The 17,939-nt window shown below is 73.8% G+C and carries 17 protein-coding genes; 12 read left to right on the top strand and 5 right to left on the bottom strand.

The features are described 5' to 3' along the window. Positions 1 to 67 precede the first annotated feature (67 nt). The 8 genes from CTZ28_RS01025 to CTZ28_RS00990 all read left to right on the top strand — a co-directional run bounded on the left by CTZ28_RS01025 (position 68) and on the right by CTZ28_RS00990 (position 7,697). The gene (locus tag CTZ28_RS01025) at positions 68 to 262 is read left to right on the top strand and encodes a hypothetical protein (protein WP_121887245.1); all 195 of its coding nucleotides are present in this window, start codon (positions 68 to 70) and stop codon (positions 260 to 262) included. A 57-nt stretch (positions 263 to 319) separates the two neighbouring features. Continuing rightward, entirely contained in the window at positions 320 to 1,183 is an 864-nt protein-coding gene (gene mshB, locus CTZ28_RS01020; RefSeq protein ID WP_121887244.1) for an N-acetyl-1-D-myo-inositol-2-amino-2-deoxy-alpha-D-glucopyranoside deacetylase, read from the top strand. Beyond that, positions 1,180 to 1,605, top strand: coding sequence for a DUF6113 family protein (locus CTZ28_RS01015; protein ID WP_121887243.1), 426 nt, complete (start codon positions 1,180 to 1,182; stop codon positions 1,603 to 1,605). The genes mshB and CTZ28_RS01015 overlap by 4 nt, the downstream gene beginning before the upstream one ends. A gap of 195 nt (positions 1,606 to 1,800) precedes the next feature. Next, a complete protein-coding gene (locus CTZ28_RS01010) occupies positions 1,801 to 4,029 on the top strand; it encodes a hypothetical protein (RefSeq protein ID WP_121887242.1) in 2,229 nt (742 codons plus the stop codon). A 192-nt stretch (positions 4,030 to 4,221) separates the two neighbouring features. Further along, a complete protein-coding gene (locus tag CTZ28_RS01005) occupies positions 4,222 to 5,148 on the top strand; it encodes an ABC transporter ATP-binding protein (protein WP_183154205.1) in 927 nt (308 codons plus the stop codon). Further along, a complete protein-coding gene (locus CTZ28_RS01000; protein ID WP_121887241.1) occupies positions 5,145 to 5,885 on the top strand; it encodes an ABC transporter permease in 741 nt (246 codons plus the stop codon). The genes CTZ28_RS01005 and CTZ28_RS01000 overlap by 4 nt, the downstream gene beginning before the upstream one ends. Positions 5,886 to 5,890: 5 nt before the next feature. Beyond that, positions 5,891 to 7,072, top strand: coding sequence for a sensor histidine kinase (locus CTZ28_RS00995; protein WP_121887612.1), 1,182 nt, complete (start codon positions 5,891 to 5,893; stop codon positions 7,070 to 7,072). A 10-nt stretch (positions 7,073 to 7,082) separates the two neighbouring features. After that, positions 7,083 to 7,697 carry a response regulator transcription factor gene (locus tag CTZ28_RS00990; RefSeq protein ID WP_121887240.1) on the top strand — a complete coding sequence of 205 codons (615 nt, stop codon included), beginning with the start codon at positions 7,083 to 7,085 and terminating at the stop codon, positions 7,695 to 7,697. A 503-nt stretch (positions 7,698 to 8,200) separates the two neighbouring features. Here the strand turns inward: CTZ28_RS00990 and CTZ28_RS00985 are convergent. Further along, positions 8,201 to 9,052 (bottom strand): transglutaminase family protein, encoded by an 852-nt coding sequence (locus CTZ28_RS00985; RefSeq protein ID WP_121887611.1) that lies wholly within the window; start codon positions 9,050 to 9,052, stop codon positions 8,201 to 8,203. 17 nt (positions 9,053 to 9,069) lie between these two features. Further along, positions 9,070 to 10,143, bottom strand: coding sequence for a GNAT family N-acetyltransferase (locus CTZ28_RS00980; protein WP_121887239.1), 1,074 nt, complete (start codon positions 10,141 to 10,143; stop codon positions 9,070 to 9,072). Positions 10,144 to 10,283: 140 nt separating this feature from the next. Here CTZ28_RS00980 and fdxA point away from each other — a divergent pair, with 140 nt between their 5' ends. Both fdxA and CTZ28_RS00970 read left to right on the top strand, forming a co-directional pair. Further along, complete coding sequence (fdxA, locus tag CTZ28_RS00975; protein ID WP_030929316.1) at positions 10,284 to 10,604, top strand: ferredoxin; 321 nt, start codon at positions 10,284 to 10,286, stop codon at positions 10,602 to 10,604. 140 nt (positions 10,605 to 10,744) lie between these two features. Then, entirely contained in the window at positions 10,745 to 11,842 is a 1,098-nt protein-coding gene (locus tag CTZ28_RS00970; RefSeq protein ID WP_121887238.1) for a bifunctional succinyldiaminopimelate transaminase/glutamate-prephenate aminotransferase, read from the top strand. 82 nt (positions 11,843 to 11,924) lie between these two features. Here CTZ28_RS00970 and CTZ28_RS00965 read toward each other — a convergent pair whose 3' ends face one another. Beyond that, positions 11,925 to 12,374, bottom strand: a complete 450-nt coding sequence (locus CTZ28_RS00965; RefSeq protein WP_121887237.1) for an ATP-binding protein — start codon at positions 12,372 to 12,374, stop codon at positions 11,925 to 11,927. A 351-nt stretch (positions 12,375 to 12,725) separates the two neighbouring features. Then, positions 12,726 to 13,727 carry a VldE C-terminal domain-containing protein gene (locus CTZ28_RS00960; RefSeq protein WP_183154204.1) on the bottom strand — a complete coding sequence of 334 codons (1,002 nt, stop codon included), beginning with the start codon at positions 13,725 to 13,727 and terminating at the stop codon, positions 12,726 to 12,728. A 95-nt stretch (positions 13,728 to 13,822) separates the two neighbouring features. Between CTZ28_RS00960 and dapE the strand changes: the two genes are divergently transcribed. Both dapE and CTZ28_RS00950 read left to right on the top strand, forming a co-directional pair. Then, positions 13,823 to 14,902 (top strand): succinyl-diaminopimelate desuccinylase, encoded by a 1,080-nt coding sequence (gene dapE, locus CTZ28_RS00955; protein ID WP_121887236.1) that lies wholly within the window; start codon positions 13,823 to 13,825, stop codon positions 14,900 to 14,902. Positions 14,903 to 15,027: 125 nt separating this feature from the next. Continuing rightward, positions 15,028 to 15,786 (top strand): LOG family protein, encoded by a 759-nt coding sequence (locus CTZ28_RS00950; protein ID WP_121887235.1) that lies wholly within the window; start codon positions 15,028 to 15,030, stop codon positions 15,784 to 15,786. A gap of 1,164 nt (positions 15,787 to 16,950) precedes the next feature. Here CTZ28_RS00950 and folP read toward each other — a convergent pair. Continuing rightward, positions 16,951 to 17,811, bottom strand: coding sequence for a dihydropteroate synthase (gene folP / locus CTZ28_RS00940; RefSeq protein WP_121887233.1), 861 nt, complete (start codon positions 17,809 to 17,811; stop codon positions 16,951 to 16,953). Positions 17,812 to 17,939: the final 128 nt, after the last annotated feature.

Raw genomic sequence — 17,939 nt, 5'->3', positions numbered from 1 at the left:
ACAACTGATCCACACCCCCCATAGTCCGAACCCCCCGCGTCCCTGGGATCCTTGGAGGTGAGCCGCCGTGGCACTTTCGATTTCGGCGGTGGTGCTGCTGGCGGTCATCGTCTTCCTGCTGATCAAGAAGTCAGGACTGAAGGGCGGCCATGCGGCCGTCTGCATCCTGCTCGGCTTCTATCTCGCCTCCTCCACCATCGCGCCCACGATCAGCGAGCTGACGACGAACGTCGCCAGCATGATCGGCGGCATCAAGTTCTGACCCGCCTCCCACCCGGGCCGCCCGGCACCGCCGGCGCGGCTGCGTAGGGTGGGGTGCATGACGGAACAGCCATCCCGCCGTCTGCTCCTGGTGCACGCGCACCCGGACGACGAGTCGATCAACAACGGCGCGACCATGGCCCGGTACGCGACCCAGGGAGCGCAGGTGACGCTGGTGACCTGCACCCTGGGGGAGCGGGGCGAGGTCATTCCGCCCCGGCTGCGGCATCTGACCGGGGCCGCCCTCGGCGCGCACCGGCTGACCGAACTGCGGTCCGCCCTGGGCGAGCTGGGCGTCACGGACGTCCGGCTGCTCGGCGGCGCCGGCCGCTACGGCGACTCCGGGATGATGGGCCTGCCCGACAACGACGCCCCCGACTGCTTCTGGCAGGCCGACCTCGACGAGGCCGCCGGCCGGCTGGCCGAGGTCGTGACCGAGGTGCGCCCCCAGGTCCTGGTCACCTACGACGACAACGGCGGCTACGGGCACCCGGACCACATCCAGGCCCACCGCGTCGCCATGCGCGCCGTCGAACTGGCCGCCGACGCCGGCTGGAGCGTCCCCAAGGTCTACTGGAACCGCATCCCGCGCTCCGTCGCCGAGGCCGCCTTCGCCCGGCTCAGGACCGAGCTGCCCGGCCTCCCCTTCGCCCGGAGCGGCTCCGTCGACGACCTGCCGGGCGTGGTGGACGACGACCGGATCACCACCGCGGTCGACGGCACCGCGCACGCCGCGGCCAAGGCCGCCGCGATGCGTGCCCACGCCACCCAGATCGAGGTGGCCGAGCCCTGGTTCGCGCTCTCCAACGAACAGGCGCAGCCGCTGTTCACCACGGAGCACTACGAGTTGGTGCGCGGCCCCCGGCCGGACACGCGCGAGACCGATCTGTTCGCCGGGCTCGCCCCCGAGGAGGCGTCATGAGCGGAACGGGCCGGGAACGACACGGACCGCTGCTCGCCCAGCCGCTGCACCGCCCCTCCGCCGGGCGGATCGCGGCCTACGCCGGGCTGCTCGTGCTCGGTGTCGTGGCCGCGCTGGCCGGGGCACTGGTGCAGAGCGGCTGGTTCCCGGGCGGGCTGCTGCTCGCGCTGGCGGGCGCCGCGGGGCTGTTCCTCGGCGGGGCACGCGCCACCGGCACCCGCGGCGGCGCGGTCGCGCCCGCCGCCGGCTGGGTCGTCGCCGTCATGCTGCTCACCGCAAGCCGTCCGGAAGGGGACTTCCTGTTCGGCGCCGGGATCGGCTCGTATCTCTTCCTGCTCGGCGGGATGGCCGCCGCTGTGATCTGCGCCACGCTTGGGCCGGGGCGGCAACCGGACGGTGACAGCGTCCGACTTGGCAAGTGACGTACCGCTTTCGCCGCGCGGCGCACGTGCGAGTCCGGTGCGGGTTTCCCCGGTGGTCATGGGATACGCGCCCGAAGCGGACAGTATGGTGGTGCGCGCCGCCGAGCCTTCCCCAAGCACTCGACTCCGCTCGTGCCGGGGGGACCCCCACACTGAGGTTGTCATGGGCGGTGGAGCCAACCGGGAGAACCTGTCTTGAGTCGTGAAACTGACACTCCGTCCTCCGGGCCCGACGGGCGCGGCGGAGCCGCATACCCCTCGGGCACACCGCCGTACGGAACCCCCATGGCAGCCGACGGCGGCGCGGACGCGGGCCGTTCGGCCACGCAGCCGGAGGAGCGCAAGACCGAGACCACGCTGACGACCCGGATCCGGATCAACATCCCCGGATCGCGGCCCATCCCGCCGGTCGTCGTGCGCACGCCCGTCGCGGACGCCGAGAGCCCCGCCGAGGGCCCCGGCGCCGACGCGCAGCCCACTCCCGTCCAGCCGTTCGCCGGCCCCGGCGCGGCCCCGGCCGAACCCGCCCCCGCGGTCGCGGGAAAGGAGAAGGCGAGCGACTGGTTCGCCCCCCGCAAGTCCGGCCCGGCCAAAGGCGGTCCGGGCGGCGGCGCCAACGGGGCCGCGGCGCCCGGCGCTTCGGCGGCCGGCGGCGCGGCGGCCCCGGGCACGCCCGGCGCGCCGCGGCCCGGTGGCGGCGGCCGGCCCGGCGGCATCGTCGGCGCCATGAGCGTGCCGGGCGGCCCCCGGCCCGGCGGTGGCGGCACGAACGGGGCGGGGCTGCCCGGCGGTGCCACCGGCGGACCCGTCGCCCCCGGACACGGCGGCGGCACCGGCTCCTTCGACGTGACCGAGGCGCTCGCCTCCGGCCCGCTGGGCGGCGGCCCGCGGCCCGGCCCGGACGGCGCGGGCGAGCCCCGCCACGACGACCTGCCGTACTTCCCGGAGCACGGGCCAGGCGGCCTCGACGGCACCCACGGACAGGGCGGCCAGGGCGGACCCGGCGGCCCCGGGGGACTGCCAGGACCGGGCGGGCCCGCCGGGCCGACCAGCGGACCGGTCACCGGGGACGGGCCGATGGTGCCACCGGCGGCCGCGCGCCCGGCCGGCCGCGGCGACCACGGCCTGGCGGGGGGCGAGCCCTTCGACGGCCCGAACGGCGTCGCTCCCGGCGGCCACCCCGGCCCGGGCGGCCCCGGCGTCCGGCCCGGCGCCGGCGCGCACCACGGCCCCGGCGGCGGGCTCAGCGACGACACCGCGGTCCTCACCCCGCAGAAGCAGGTCCCGGAACCGGCCGATTCCGGCTACGGCGCCCCGCTCGACAACGTCTCAGGACACACCCTCACCAGCGGCATCCCGGTCGTCCCGCCCGGCCCCGACGCCGCGTTCGCGCCGGGCACGCCCGAGGGACCGGTGCCGCACACCGCCCCGAAGCTGCCCGAGCCGGTCGCGCAGAACGTGCCGAAGGCCAAGCCGAAGAAGAAGGGCCGCAGCAAACTGGTGCTGCTCGGCGGCGTCGTCGTCTTCCTCGGCGCCGGTGTCTACGGCGCCGGGCTGCTGATGAACCACTCCGACGTGCCCAAGGGCACCACCGTGCTCGGCGTCGACATCGGCGGCGGCACCCGCGACGACGCCGTCAAGAAGCTCGACGACGCGTTCGGCAGCCGGACCGGCAAGCCGCTGAAGCTGTCGGTGGACGGCACGTCGGTCTCCCTGGCACCGGACAAGGCGGGCCTCCAGTTCGACTTCCAGGCCACGGTGGGCACGGCCGCGCGGAGCGACTACAACCCGGTGTCCGTGGTCGGCTCCCTGTTCGGCCAGAAGCGCGAGGTCGAACCGGCGATGCCGGTCGACGAGGAGAAGCTCCAGGCCGCCCTGGCGGAGGCCGGCGGCGACTCCGGCTCGGTCACCGAGGGCACGATCAAGTTCGAGTCCGGCAAGGCCGTCGCCGTCTACGGCAAGGCGGGCAAGGGCATCGACGCCGGCCAGTCCGTACGGGCCGTCGAACAGGCCTACCGCACCCTGGTGGAGACCGGCTCGGCGGCCCCGGTGACCGTGCCCACCACGGCCCAGCAGCCGACGATCTCGAACGCCGAGGTCGACCGGATGATGAAGGAGTTCGCCGAGCCCGCGATGTCCGACATCGTCACCGTGCAGACCGACGCGGCGCACAGCATCCCGTTCGGCCCGCTGTCCCTGCCGAAGATCCTCGGCGTCAAGGCCGTCGGCGGCAAGCTCGTCGACACGTACGACCTCGACGCGCTCAAGAAGGCGTACGGCAGCACCTTCGACGGTGTGCAGATCGAGACCGCCACCGGAAAGCGCGGTGTCCAGCCGCAGGACGTCGTCGCCGCGCTGCGCAAGGCTCTGCGCGGTACGACGCAGGCGGAGCGCATCGGAGTCATCGACACCAACCCGAACTGACGCCCGGCCGTCCCGCAGGAGGGCCAGCCCCCGTGGACGAGCCCTCCCGGGCCGCACACCGTCCCGGACATGCGATGCGGCACGGGGCCGTGGGGTGCCGCCCCGTGCCGGTACGGACATGACATCTGTCATCCGGCACTCGGGACGGCCGGCACTGCCGTGCCCCCGGCCCGCGCCGTCACCATGAACGCCATGACGACGACAGCGGCACCGGCCACCACCCCCGTGGTCGGGTTCGAACACGTGAGCAAGGTGTACGGGCGCGTGCGGGCCGTGGACGGGCTCTCGCTCGCGCTCCGCCCGGGGGAGACCGTGGCCCTGCTCGGGCCCAACGGGGCCGGCAAGTCCACCACCCTGGACCTGCTGCTCGGCCTCAAGCGGCCCGACAGCGGCACGGTCCGCGTCTTCGGCACCGGCCCGCGCGAGGCGATCGTGGCCGGCCGGGTGGGCGCCATGCTGCAGTCCGGCGGGCTGACGGACGAGGTGACCGTCGCCGAACTGGTCAGGCTCGGCTGCGCGCTGCACCCGCGGCCGTACCCCGTCGCCGACGTGCTGGCCCGCGCCGGGCTCACCGGGATCGCCGACCGCAAGGTCGACAAGCTCTCCGGCGGCCAGGCCCAGCGTGTCCGCTTCGCCCTCGCCACCGCAGGCGACAGCGACCTGATCGTCCTCGACGAGCCCACCACCGGCATGGACGTCTCCGCCCGCCGGGCGTTCTGGGCCACCCTGCGTGAGCAGGCCGACCGGGGCCGTACCGTGCTGTTCGCCACCCACTACCTCGAAGAGGCCGACGCGATCGCCGACCGGGTACTCGTGCTGCACCGCGGCAGGCTCCTCGCCGACGGCACCGCCGCCGAGATCAAGGCGAGGGCGGGCGCCCGCCGGATCTCCTTCGACCTCGCGGGCGACATCGACCGGGCCGCCCTGCACGCCCTGCCCTTCCTCGCCTCGATCGACGTCAGCGGCCGGACCGTCCGCATCCGGTCCACCGACGCCGACGCCACCGTGCACGCCCTGTACGGACTCGGCGTGCGCCCCCGCAACCTCGAAGTCACCGGGCTCGGACTTGAGCAGGCCTTCGTCGCCATCACGGAGGCCGAGGAGGCCAAGCAGTCATGAACAGCCTGATCAAGCTGGAACTCACCCGCGCCCTGCGCAACCGCAGGTTCCTGTTCTTCTCGGTGCTCTACCCTTCGGCCCTGTTCCTGCTCATCGCGGGCCGCGCGGACGCCACCGGCACGGTCGACGGCACCGGCCTGACCCTGCCGGCGTACATGATGGTCTCCATGGCCTCCTTCGGCGCGCTGACCGCCGTTCTGATGGGCAACAGCGAACGCATCGCCAGGGAACGCGAGAGCGGCTGGGTGCGGCAGCTGCGGCTGACCAGCCTGCCGGGGCGCGGCTACGTCCTCGCCAAGACCGCGAGCGCGGCCGTCGTCAGCCTCCCGTCGATCGTCCTCGTCTTCGTGGTCGCCGCGGCCGTGCGGGACGTACGGCTGGACGCCTGGCAGTGGCTCGCCCTCACCGGCGCCATCTGGGCCGGGAGCCTGGTCTTCGCCGCGCTCGGCGTCGCCCTCGGCTACCTGGCCGCCGGGGACGCCGTCCGCCCGATCACGATGATCATCTACTTCGGCCTGTCGATCCTGGGCGGCCTGTGGATGCCGTCCACGACCTTCCCGCAGTGGCTCCAGGACATCGCCAGGTGGCTGCCCACGCACGCGTACGCTGCCCTGGGGCGCGCGATCGAGCAGAACCAGGCGCCGCACGCCCAGGACATCGCCGTCCTCGCCGTCTTCTTCGTGCTGTTCACGGGCGGCGCGGCCTGGCTGTACCGGAAGGACACGCTGACGGCGTGAGCACGATGACAGGGGATGCGAGGGCCCACGAGAGCGGACCGCGAGGGTGGCTGCGCAGGGGACAGTCCCTGCGCGACCGCCGTGGGCTGCTGGTCAAGCTGCTGTGGATCGGGGTCTGGCTGGTCTTCCTCGGCTCGCCGAGCCAGGATCTGGTGCACAGCGGTCATACCACCGGCGGCACGGTGGCCGGCGCGCTCGGCCTGGTCTGCTTCGTCGGCGTCTATCTGGTGCTGCTCTTCCGCACCATGGGCCGGCCCTGCCCCGTGCGGGTCGTCGCCGTCCTGCTCGCCGTCCTCGGTGTCCTCGCCCCGGTGCTGGCCCTCACCCTCGGCGGGCCCTGGCTCGGCCTGTTCGTCTACCTCTCCGTCGCCTGCGGGGCGGCGCTGCCGCTGCGCGTCGCGTACTGGGCCGTCCCCGCGTCGGCCGCCGCGATGTACCTCGTCGCGGTGCGCATCGACGACGTGGCGACGGCACGCGACCTGCTCCTGCTCCAGCTGCTCATCGGGTTCGCGATGAGCGGCGTCGGCCAGCTGGTCCGCACCACGGTCGAGCTCCGCAAGGCCCGGGCCACCGTCGCCCAGCTCGCCGCCAACGAGGAGCGGCTGCGGCTCGCCCGCGATCTGCACGACCTGCTCGGCCACTCCCTCTCGCTGATCACGCTGAAGAGCGAACTCGCGGGCCGGATGCTGCCCGGCCGGCCCGACGAGGCGGCCCGGCAGGTCGCCGACATCGAGCGGGTCAGCCGCCAGGCCCTGGTCGACGTCCGGGAGGCGGTCACCGGCTACCGGCGCCCGCGTCTCGCCGCCGAACTCGCCGGCGCCCAGGTCGCCCTGACCGCCGCCGGGGTCACCGCCCGGGTGCCTGCCGAACCGGATCTCGCCGGGGTGCCCGAGGACGCCGAGTCCGCGCTGGCCTGGGCGCTGCGCGAGGCGGTCACCAACGTCGTACGGCACAGCGGCGCCCAGCGGTGTGCGGTGGAGGTGCTGCGCCGGCAGACCCTGGACGGGCCGGTCCTCGAACTCTCCGTCGAGGACAACGGCGCGGGCGGCTCAGGCAGCGGCCCGGGCAACGGCCTGACCGGCCTGACCGAACGCCTGGAGAAGGCCGGCGGCACCCTGGAGGCGGGCCGGGTCGGACACGGCTTCCGCCTGATCGCCCGCGTGCCCGTAACGGCCGGCGCGGCCTAGGATTTCCGGCATGAGCAGCACGATCAAGGTCCTCCTCGCCGAGGACCAGTCGATGGTCCGCGAGGCGCTGGCCGCCCTGCTCGGCCTTGAGGACGACATCGAGGTCGTCGCCCAGGTCGCGCGCGGGGACGAGGTGCTGGCCGCGGCGCGCGAGCACGGCGTGGACGTCGCCCTGCTCGACATCGAGATGCCGGGCTGCACCGGTATCGAGGCCGCGGCCCGGGTGCGCCGGGAGCTGCCCGGGGTGAAGCTGGTCGTCCTCACCACCTTCGGCCGCCCCGGCTACCTGCGCAGCGCGATGGAGGCGGGCGCCGACGCCTTCCTGGTCAAGGACGCCCCCGCCGCGCAGCTCGCCGACGCGGTGCGCAAGGTGCTGTCCGGCGAGCGGGTCATCGACCCCACGCTCGCCGCCGCGGCCCTCGCCGAGGGGGCCAACCCCCTCACCGACCGCGAACGCGAGGTCCTCCGCGCCGCCGCCGACGGCTCCACCAACGCGGAACTGGCCAGAACCCTGCACCTCTCCCAGGGCACGGTCCGCAACTACCTGTCCACAGCCATCCAAAAACTAACGGCCCGCAACAGAACAGAAGCAGCCCACATAGCCCAAAAAAAGGGCTGGCTATAGCAAAGCGATCGACATCAGCCCCCACCACAAAGGGGGTCACGGGAACCGGCACGCGACGGCGGTCCTGTGCCCCGAAAGGGGCGCGGGGACCGGCGCGACGAGCCACGATGGCGCCGCACCCGACGACGGTCCTGTGCCCCGCAGGGGGCGCGGGGACCGGTGCGACGAGCCACGATGGCGCGGCACCCGACGACGGTCCTGTGCCCCGCAGGGGGCGCGGGGACCGGTGCGACGAGCCACGATGGCGCGGCACCCGACGACGGTCCCGTGCCCCGTGAGGGGCGCGGGGAACGGCGCGATGAACCACGATGGCGCGGCACCCGACGACGGTCCCGTGCCCCGTGAGGGGCGCGGGGAACGGCGCGATGAACCACGATGGCGCGGCTCCCGACGACGATCCTGTGCCCCGCAGGGGGGCGCGAGGAACGGCGCGATCAACCACAACGCCGCCGCACCCGACAACGAACCCACGCCCCGCAAAAGCCCCGCAGGGACCCGCGGGCTTAGTTCAACCGCGCCCGAGCCGCAGAAGCCTGCCCCCGCACCCGCCGCGCCCGCGACTCATCCACCGCGGCCAACACCTCCGCATACGCATCAAGCTCCGCCGCCCCGGCAACGAACTCCCCCCGCTGAACGAGAAGTTGCGCCCGCTCATACCGCAGCCGGGCCGGATGCGACGGCAGCAACAGGGACAGCTCCACGGCCCACAACGCCACATCCGACCGCTCCGGCCGCACCGCCGCCCACGCCCGGACGTTGTTCAGGATCCGCACAAGGACGTCGAGCGGCGCCGCGGGCACCAGCATGGACGGCTCCAGCGGCGCCCCCGTGGCCCCGGTCACCAACAGCTCCGCGTCCGTCCCGGTGAGCACCCGGCCACCGTCGAACGGATCGGCCAGCACCTGGTCCCCGGCCGGCCCGAACCCCACCACGAAGTGCCCCGGCAACGCGACCCCGTACACATGCGCCCCCGCCCGCCGGGCCACCTCCATCCAGACCACCGACAGCAGGATCGGCAGCCCGCGCCGCCGCCGCAGCACCGCGTGCAGGAGCGACGACTCCAGCCGCCGGTAGTCGGCCGCGGAGCCATGGAACTCGTACCGCACCCCGAGCAGCCGGTGCAGCGCGGCGGCCCAGTCCGACGGCCCGCCCGGACCGTAGGGCAGCTGCCCCGCGAGCCGGTCGAGCTCCAGTTGCGCGGCGTCCAGGCCCGCCTCGTCCAGCGAACCGTCCGCCTCCGCGCCGAGCAGCAGACACAGCAGCGACAGATCGGGCCGCTCGGCGCGCGCCTCCGCGGCGAACCGCCGCCGCACCTCCGCGGAGCGCTCCGGGGACGGGGGATAGGGGGGACGCATGGCAGGCCCGCGCCGGGTCACGACGGCCCGTACCCGTCGGTGTCAGCGGGCTCCCGGTAGTGGTGGTAGGCGTGGTGCGCGGCGAAGCCCAGACCGGCGTACAGCGCCCGCGCCCCCGCGTTGTCCGCCTCGACCTGGAGCCAGGCGGCCGAGGCACCCTCGTCGAGGGCCCGCCGGGCCAGCGCGGCCAGCACGGCCGTGGCCAGCCCCCGCCGGCGCTGCTCCGGATCCACCTCGACGGCGGCGAACCCGGCCCACCGCCCGTCCACGACGCACCGCCCGATCGCGGCCGGGGCCGCCCCGTCCGCACCGGGCACGGTCGCGAACCACACCGACGGCCCGCTGCTCAGCACCCGCAGGGCCACCTCGCTCACCCCCTTGCGCTGGTATCTGGTCAGCCATGTCCGGTCCGCGGTCCGGGACAGCACCACACCGCTGCCCTCGGCCCGGTCCGCGACCGGCGCGAGCGCCCCGGTCCACAGCTCGGAGGTCACCTCGCGCACCCAGCCGCGCCGCTCCAGCTCCGCGCACAGCAGCTCCTGGGTGCCCGCGGCGCCGGTCGCGGTCTGCACGTACGCGGGCAGCCCACGCTCGTCGTACCAGCGTCGTACGGCCCGCAGTGCCGCGTCGAGCGGAAGCCCCGGGTCGCCGAGCGGCAGCACGCTGTTGGCCCGCCGGGTGAATCCCGTCCGTCGCCCGGCCCCCGCCCCCCGAGGGCGCGCCTCGGGCGGCGTCCCCTGGACCGCGGCGCGCAGCTCCCACGCGCCCAGCCGCTCGCTCTCCACCGGCTGCCAGGCCCTCGCGGACACCCGCGCGAGCTCCTCGTAGGTGGCGGCGGGACCCCGGCGGCGCGCCCGGGCGGCCGGCACCGTCTTGCCCGCGACCAGCGTGGATTCCGGGATCCGGACGGACTGCCCGTCCTTCCGTGTGATCAGCAGCACACCGTCGTCCCAGGATGTGAGAACCCCCACCGTGTCGGTGAACTTCGCCGAGGGATCTCCGGGTTCGCTCAAGCGCCGCACGGAGACCCGTTTACCCACGTCAGCGGCGGTGATTCGGACCTCGAATCGCCCGGTGGCAGAGATTTCCACAGGTCAGTTCACCCCTCCTGTTCGGATCATGCCCAAGAACGGAGATACTAGGTGCGGGCATCGACGACGCCGCGCTCCCGCGCGCCAGGCGGCGGAGCCTGTGGAGGCCCGCCGGCGCCCTATCGAGGAGGAACGACAGCGTGACCTACGTCATCGCGCAGCCTTGTGTCGACGTCAAGGACAAGGCGTGCATCGAGGAGTGCCCGGTCGACTGCATCTACGAGGGCCAGCGGTCCTTGTACATCCACCCGGACGAATGCGTCGACTGTGGTGCCTGTGAGCCGGTCTGCCCGGTCGAGGCGATCTTCTACGAGGACGACACTCCGGAGGAGTGGAAGGACTACTACAAGGCGAACGTCGAGTTCTTCGACGAGCTGGGTTCCCCCGGCGGCGCCAGCAAGCTGGGTCTGATCGAGCGCGACCACCCCTTCATTGCCGCGCTGCCGCCGCAGGCCGAGTAACCCCGCACGACGGCCCGCGCCCCCCGTTCTCGGCAACCGGGGCCTCCGCGCCGCCTCGGTCCCGTACGGCCCGGTCGCCTTGATCGCCGCCGCACGGGACCGAGGCGTTTGCCGTACCGACGAAAGGGAGCCAGTACACCGTGTCCGCAGTCTCCGACCGCCTTCCCGCCTTCCCCTGGGACAAACTGGAGCCGTACAAGAAGACGGCTGCCGCGCACCCCGGCGGCATCGTCGACCTGTCCGTCGGCACCCCCGTCGACCCGGTCCCCGAGCTGATCCAGAAGGCGCTGATCGCCGCGGCCGACTCGCCGGGCTACCCGACCGTCTGGGGCACGCCCGAACTGCGCGACGCGATCACCGGCTGGGTGACACGCCGCCTCGGCGCCCGTGACCTCACCCACCGCCATGTCCTGCCCGTCGTCGGCTCCAAGGAACTCGTCGCCTGGCTCCCCACCCAGCTGGGCCTCGGCCCCGGCGACAAGGTGGCGCACCCGCGCCTGGCCTACCCGACGTACGAGGTCGGCGCCCGCCTGGCCCGCGCCGGCCACGTGGTCTACGACGACCCGACGGACCTGGACCCCGCGGACCTGAGACTCCTGTGGCTGAACTCCCCGTCGAACCCGACGGGCCGGGTGCTGGCCAAGGAGGAGCTGACCCGGATCGTGGCCTGGGCCCGCGAGCACGGCATCCTGGTCTTCTCCGACGAGTGCTACCTCGAACTGGGCTGGGAGGCCGACCCGGTCTCGGTGCTCCACCCGGACGTGAACGGCGGCTCGTACGACGGGATCGTCGCCGTCCACTCCCTCTCCAAGCGCTCGAACCTGGCCGGCTACCGCGCCGCCTTCCTGGCCGGTGACCCGGCCGTCCTCGGCCCCCTGCTGGAGATCCGCAAGCACGGCGGCATGATGACCCCGGCGCCGACCCAGGCGGCGGTGGTGGCGGCCCTGGGCGACGACACGCACGTCCGCGAGCAGCGCGAGCGCTACGCCGCCCGCCGCACGGTGCTGCGCGAGGCGCTGCTCGCCCACGGCTTCCGCATCGAGCACAGCGAGGCGAGCCTGTACCTGTGGGCCACCCGCGACGAGTCCTGCTGGCACACGGTCGCCCACCTGGCCGACCGGGGCATCCTGGTCGCGCCGGGCGACTTCTACGGCACGGCGGGCGAGACGTTCGTACGCGTCGCGCTGACGGCCACGGACGAGCGGATCGCGGCGGCGGTGCGGCGGCTGGCCGACTGACCGCGGCCGTCCCGGTCCGGGGCCGGACACGGCGACGGGGCCCAGGAAACGCCCTGGACCCCGGTACCGCACGCTGTCGGCATCAGCCGCCCAGCGGCAGCCCCTGCACCGGCAGCTGGGACGTCGGCAGCCCGCCCTTGGTGAGGCCGTCCGTCGGCAGCCCGCCCTGCGTGGCCGACTTGGCGGTCTCGCCGAGGATGCCCTCGGCGGAGCGGGCCGTGTCGCCCGCCGCCTTCTGCACCAGCGGCGCCGCCTTCTGCACGGCCTGGCCACCGGTGTCGCCCGCGGCCGGCACCGCCTTCTTGACGGTCTTGCCGCCCGTGTCGGCGGCGACCTCGGTGACGTGCTGGGCCGCGCCGTCGACGGTGCTGGCGACGCTCGCCCCGTCCAGGGCGGTCAGCCCGCCGAGGTTCGGGGTGGCCGGGAGGCTCGGCGCCGCGCTGGCGGAGCCGGCCACACCGACGCCGGCGGCCGCTCCCGCTGCGACGAGCAGCGCGGTACGGGCGATCCGGCGGGTCAGGGGGAGGGACATGATGCTCCATTCGACGGGAGAACTGTGAAGTGCTCGACCGGGCCCGGCAGTTGACCGACCGCGGGGGACCGACCGCAGGGGATCGTCCGCTGTTGATCGTTCGGGCTCGGACACAGTGACTACCGCTCGAAGAGCGCGAAGGTTGCGCAGACTCCGGGTAAAGAATTGTTAACGCATCGCATTATCAGGTGTGGATGAAAACGGGCAAAGAGTGCCTTGCCGGAGCGCCCGCAGGACCCCTGCATCCCGGCATTCCCAAGGGTTTTCCGGATCGTGGGGTGACCGCGCGAAAACCTGCGCGCCCGTCCACTCCGGCCCGCGTCGGATAACCCCTGAGAGTGAGCCGCTGTACTACTGCCCGGTCACGATCCGCACGGATCCCGCGGCCCGCTCCGCGCCCGCGGTGCCCTGCGCGGCGATCGGACGCCACGTGCTGTCCGTGCGCCCGGCGGTCCACTCGCGCCCCGCGTACGACACCCGCTGGATGTGCAGCGCCGAGGAGTTGGCCACCGCCCAGTGCGCCAGCTGCCAGCCCCGCTCCCGCTCGGTACGGGCCGCCGCGTCCGTCTTCGGTCCGCCCGGCACCGGCACGGTCACCGTCCGGCCCTCCGCCCGCGCGGTCACCGTCGGGGCCGGCGACGGCCGCTTCGCGTCGCCCACCTCCGCGCCGGCCGCCACCAGGGTCTCGCGCGGCCCGAAGTCCCGTACCAGCGCGGCCCGTACCGCGTCGGTCCCCGTGGCCGCGGCGGTCGCCTGCCCGTCGGCCGTGGGCCGCCCCTGACAGGTCAGCGTGGCCGCCGACTGCCCGGTCAGGGCCGCGGCCAGCAGTATGGCGTCCGGCTCGTGCTTGGCGTACGCCTCCGGGAAGCCGCTGCGCTGCACGCGCTGCGCGGCCACGGTGAGCGGGAGCTGTTCGTAGTCCCGCACCTTGACCAGATGGTCGTAGAACATGCCCGCCGCGTAGCCCGGGTCCATGATCTGCTTCTCGGTGCCCCAGCCCTGCGAGGGACGCTGCTGGAACAGTCCGAGCGAGTCCCGGTCGCCGTGCTCCAGATTGCGCAGCCCGGACTCCTGGAGCGCGGTGGCCAGCGCGATGGCCACGGCCCGCTCGGGCATGCCGCGCCCGGTGCCGACGGCGGTGATCGTCGCCGCGTTGACCGCCTGCTCGGGCGTGAACCGGTACGACGTACGGTCGTTCCCGGTCGCGATCACCTTGCAGGCCGGAGTCCGCGTACCGCCGGTGACGTACTGCACGACGAGATAGCCCGCGAGCGCGCACAGGGCGACAAGAGCCGCACCGAGGCGGAAGAGGCGGCCACGACGCTTGGGGGAAGGAGGGGTCGACTCTGGCACGCGTACAAGGTACTGGAGGCCGCTGTGGCCCCGGCGCCGGGTGCGGCGGCCGGTGCGGGACGGCCGGCGCGAGGTGGCGCGTTAGGGTCGACGCCATGGCCGACACCTCGCTTGACCTCACGCTGGACGCCGCCGCGCTCACCGCGCAACTCGTCGACTTCCCCTCGGAGAGCGGCACGGAGAAGCCGCTCGCCGACGCGATCGAGGGCGCCCTGCGCGCCCTGCCGCATCTGACGGTGGACCGGTACGGCAACAACGTGATCGCCCGGACGGACCTGGGCCGCCCGGAGCGGGTGATCCTGGCCGGCCACATCGACACGGTCCCGATCGCCGGCAACGTCCCCTCCCGGCTCGACGCCGACGGCGTCCTGTGGGGCTGCGGCACCTGCGACATGAAGTCGGGCGTCGCCGTGCAGCTGCGCCTCGCGGCCACCGTCCCGGCCCCCAACCGCGACCTGACCTTCGTCTTCTACGACAACGAGGAGGTCCAGGCCGACCTCAACGGCCTCAAGCACGTGGCCGAGGCCCACCCGGAGTGGCTGCGGGGCGACTTCGCGGTGCTGCTGGAGCCCTCCGACGGCGAGGTCGAGGGCGGCTGCCAGGGCACCCTGCGCGTGCTCCTCAGGACGGCGGGCGAGCGGGCCCACTCGGCGCGCGGCTGGATGGGCGCCAACGCGATCCACGCGGCGGCCCCGATCCTGGCCCGCCTCGCGTCCTACGAGCCGCGCCGCCCGGTGATCGACGGCCTGGAGTACCGGGAGGGCCTGAACGCGGTGGGCATCGGCGGCGGCGTGGCGGGCAACGTCATCCCCGACGAGTGCGTCGTCACCGTCAACTTCCGCTATGCGCCCGACCGCACGGAGGAGGAGGCGATCGCCCACGTCCGGGAGGTCTTCGCGGACTGCGGAGTGGCGGAGTTCGTGGTGGACGACCACGGCGGGGGCGCCCTTCCTGGGCTGTCCCACCCCGCGGCGGCGGCCTTCATCGAGGCGGTGGGCGGCGAGCCGCGGCCCAAGTACGGCTGGACGGACGTGTCGCGGTTCTCGGCGCTGGGCGTCCCCGCGGTCAACTACGGCCCGGGAAACCCACACTTGGCGCACAAAAGGGATGAACGGGTAGAAATCGCCAAGATTCTGGCGGGGGAGGCCCGCCTGCGGGCATGGCTGACGGCCTGACCGGGCCGGACGGCCGGAGCGGGGCGAGGACACGGCGCTCGGCGGCGGACATGCCCAGGTCCCCCGCGCGTAACCCGCGCCGATCTACGCTGAGGTCGGAAAGACCGCAATCGGAGGGAGCGCACATGGCCACTGGGAGCCCGGAGGGCACGAGGCAGCCGCCGGAGGAGCAGCGCCTGGGGCCGGTCCTCCGCCGGCGCGGGCAGGTCACGGCGAGCACCACGGACCAGCGCCTGCTGGACGCGGGCGGGCCCTCGGACTGGGTGCACACCGACCCCTGGCGGGTGCTGCGGATCCAGTCGGAGTTCATCGAGGGCTTCGGCACCCTGGCCGAACTGCCGCCCGCCATCAGCGTGTTCGGCTCGGCGCGGACGGCGGCTGACTCGCCCGAGTACGACGCCGGTGTCCGGCTCGGCCGCGGCCTGGTGGAGGCGGGCTGGGCGGTGATCACGGGCGGCGGCCCGGGCGCCATGGAGGCGGCCAACAAGGGCGCCTGCGAGGCCGGCGGCGTCTCGGTGGGCCTCGGCATCGAGCTGCCCTTCGAGCAGGGGCTGAACCCCTACGTCGACATCGGCCTGAACTTCCGCTACTTCTTCGTCCGGAAGATGATGTTCGTCAAGTACGCCCAGGGCTTCGTGGTGCTGCCCGGCGGCCTCGGCACCCTCGACGAACTCTTCGAGGCCCTGACCCTCGTGCAGACCCAGAAGGTCACCCGCTTCCCCATCGTCCTGTTCGGCAGCGCGTACTGGGGCGGCCTGGTCTCCTGGCTGGAGAACACCCTGGTGGCCCAGGGCAAGGCGGCGGAGAAGGACCTGCTCCTGTTCCACGTCACGGACGACGTGGCGGAAGCGGTCGCCCTGGTCTCGAAGGAGGCAGCCCGCTAGGGCCTCTCGTTTGGATCATGCCGGGCTCGCGGGCCCTGGCACCGCGCCTCGCGGCGTTGTCGTCGGTTGTCAGGGCTCCGCCCTGCCGCCCTCCTCCGCCTTGCGATCCACGGCACCAGACCCCGCTCCCTGATCCGGCCTGATCCAAACGAAAGACCCTAGGCCCCGACGACCTGCCTGTGCCGGGCATGGCGTTCCGGCCGGGAGCCTTGTGCGCAACGGGGCACCACACCGGTCCGACCGCCGCGACCGGCGGGCCGTCGCGCGTCGCCGGGTGTCGTGGTCGGCGGGGTGTAGTGGGTAGCCGGGTGTCGTGCTCGGCTGACTGTCGTGCGTGCGGGGCGTCGTGTGTCGCGGGGCGTAGTGGCCGGCCGGGTGTTGTGGCTGGCTGAGGGCCGTGCGTGGTGGGGCGTCGCCGGGCCGACCTTCGTGGTCGGCTGACCGCTGTGCGTGATGGGGCGTCGTGCCGGGGCGGGTGTCGTGGTCGGCTGACCGCCGTGCGTGCGGGGTGTCAGGTGTCGCGGGGCGTAGTGGCCGGCCGGGCGTTGTGGCTGGCTGAGGGCCGTGCGTGGTGGAGCGGCACCGGGCCGGCCTCCGTGGCCGGCTGACTGCTGTGCGTGGTGGGGCGTCGTGCCGGGGCGGGTGTCGTGGTCGGCTGACCGCCGTGCGTGCGGGGTGTCAGGTGTCGCGGGGCGTAGTGGCCGGCCGGGCGTTGTGTGTGGCCGACCGTCGTGACTGGCGGGCGTCGTGCGTCGCCGGGTGGCGTGGCTGGCTGACCGCTGTGTGTGGTGGGGCGTCGTGCCGGGACGGGTGGCGTGGCTGGCTGAGGGTCGTGTGTGGTGGGGCGTCGTCGAGCCGACCTTCGTTGCCGGCTGAGCAGCGTGCCTGGCGGGGCTTCGGGTCAGGCCGAGCGGTGTCTCCGGCGAGGCGTCTTGTCAGGTCGATGGCCCTGGCCGGCTGGGCGTGGTGCGCTTCCGGCGGTGGCCGGGAGGCATCGGGCACCCTCGCCAGGAAGCGCCGCGCAGTCACCGGGCCGATCCCTCTCCGCCCGGTCACCCGGAACCCGAGCCACTGGGCTACTTCCCGCCTGCCTGGCCCAGGAGCCGCCCCGCCTGTCCGAGGGGCCCGCCACGCGCCCGAGCCGCTCGGCAATCCTCCCGTGGGTCATGCCAGGCCCCTTCGGGCGACCGTGGGTGGGCGGTGGCCCGCGATCGACGCCACCATGTCCAGGACCTGCCGCGTCTCGGCCACCTCGTGCACCCGGTACACCCGCGCCCCCAGCCACGCGGACACCGCGGTCGTCGCCAACGTCCCCAGCAGCCGCTCCTTCACCGGCCGGTCCAGCGTCTCCCCGACGAAGTCCTTGTTGGACAGCGACACCAGCACCGGCCACCCGGTGGCGACCATCTCGTCCAGCCGCCGCGTCGCCTCCAGACTGTGCCGCGTGTTCTTCCCGAAGTCGTGCCCCGGATCGATCAGCACCGACTCCCGGGGCACCCCCAGCGCCACCGCCCGCTCGGCCAGCCCCACGGTCACCCGCAGGATGTCGGCCATGACATCGTCGTACGTCACCCGGTGCGGCCGGGTCCGCGGCAGCGCGCCGCCGGCGTGCGTGCACACCAGCCCCACCCCGTGCCGCGCGGCGACCTCCGCCAGCCGCGGGTCCACCCCGCCCCACGCGTCGTTCAGCAGATCCGCCCCGGCCTCGCACACGGCCTCCCCGACCTCGGCCCGCCAGGTGTCCACGCTGATGACCACGTCCGGATGCCGGCGCCGTACCTCCGCCACGAACCCGACGGTCCTGCGCGCCTCCTCCGCCGCGCTGACCTCGTCCCCGGGCCCCGCCTTGACCCCGCCGACGTCGATGATCGCCGCACCCTCGGCCACCGCCTGCTCGACGCGCGCGAGCGCCGGTTCGTCACCGAACGTGGCCCCGCGGTCGTAGAAGGAGTCCGGGGTCCGGTTCACGATCGCCATGATCACCGGCTCGTGCGGCCCGAATTCCCGCCTGCCCAGCCTGAGCATCCCCTGTGACCTCTCCTCGTACGTCCCCGCTACGTCCCGGTACATCCCGCTGCACAGCCGCCTGCGACCCTAACTGTCGGACGCGCATGGCACGATCGGACCCTGACACTTTCGACACCGAACACATC

The sequence above is a fragment of the Streptomyces shenzhenensis genome, assembly GCF_003688995.1.
GTDB classification, from domain to species: domain Bacteria; phylum Actinomycetota; class Actinomycetes; order Streptomycetales; family Streptomycetaceae; genus Streptomyces; species Streptomyces shenzhenensis_A.
The sequence above is the reverse complement of the archived record's forward strand: the minus strand, read 5'-3'. Positions and strand labels throughout refer to the sequence as shown.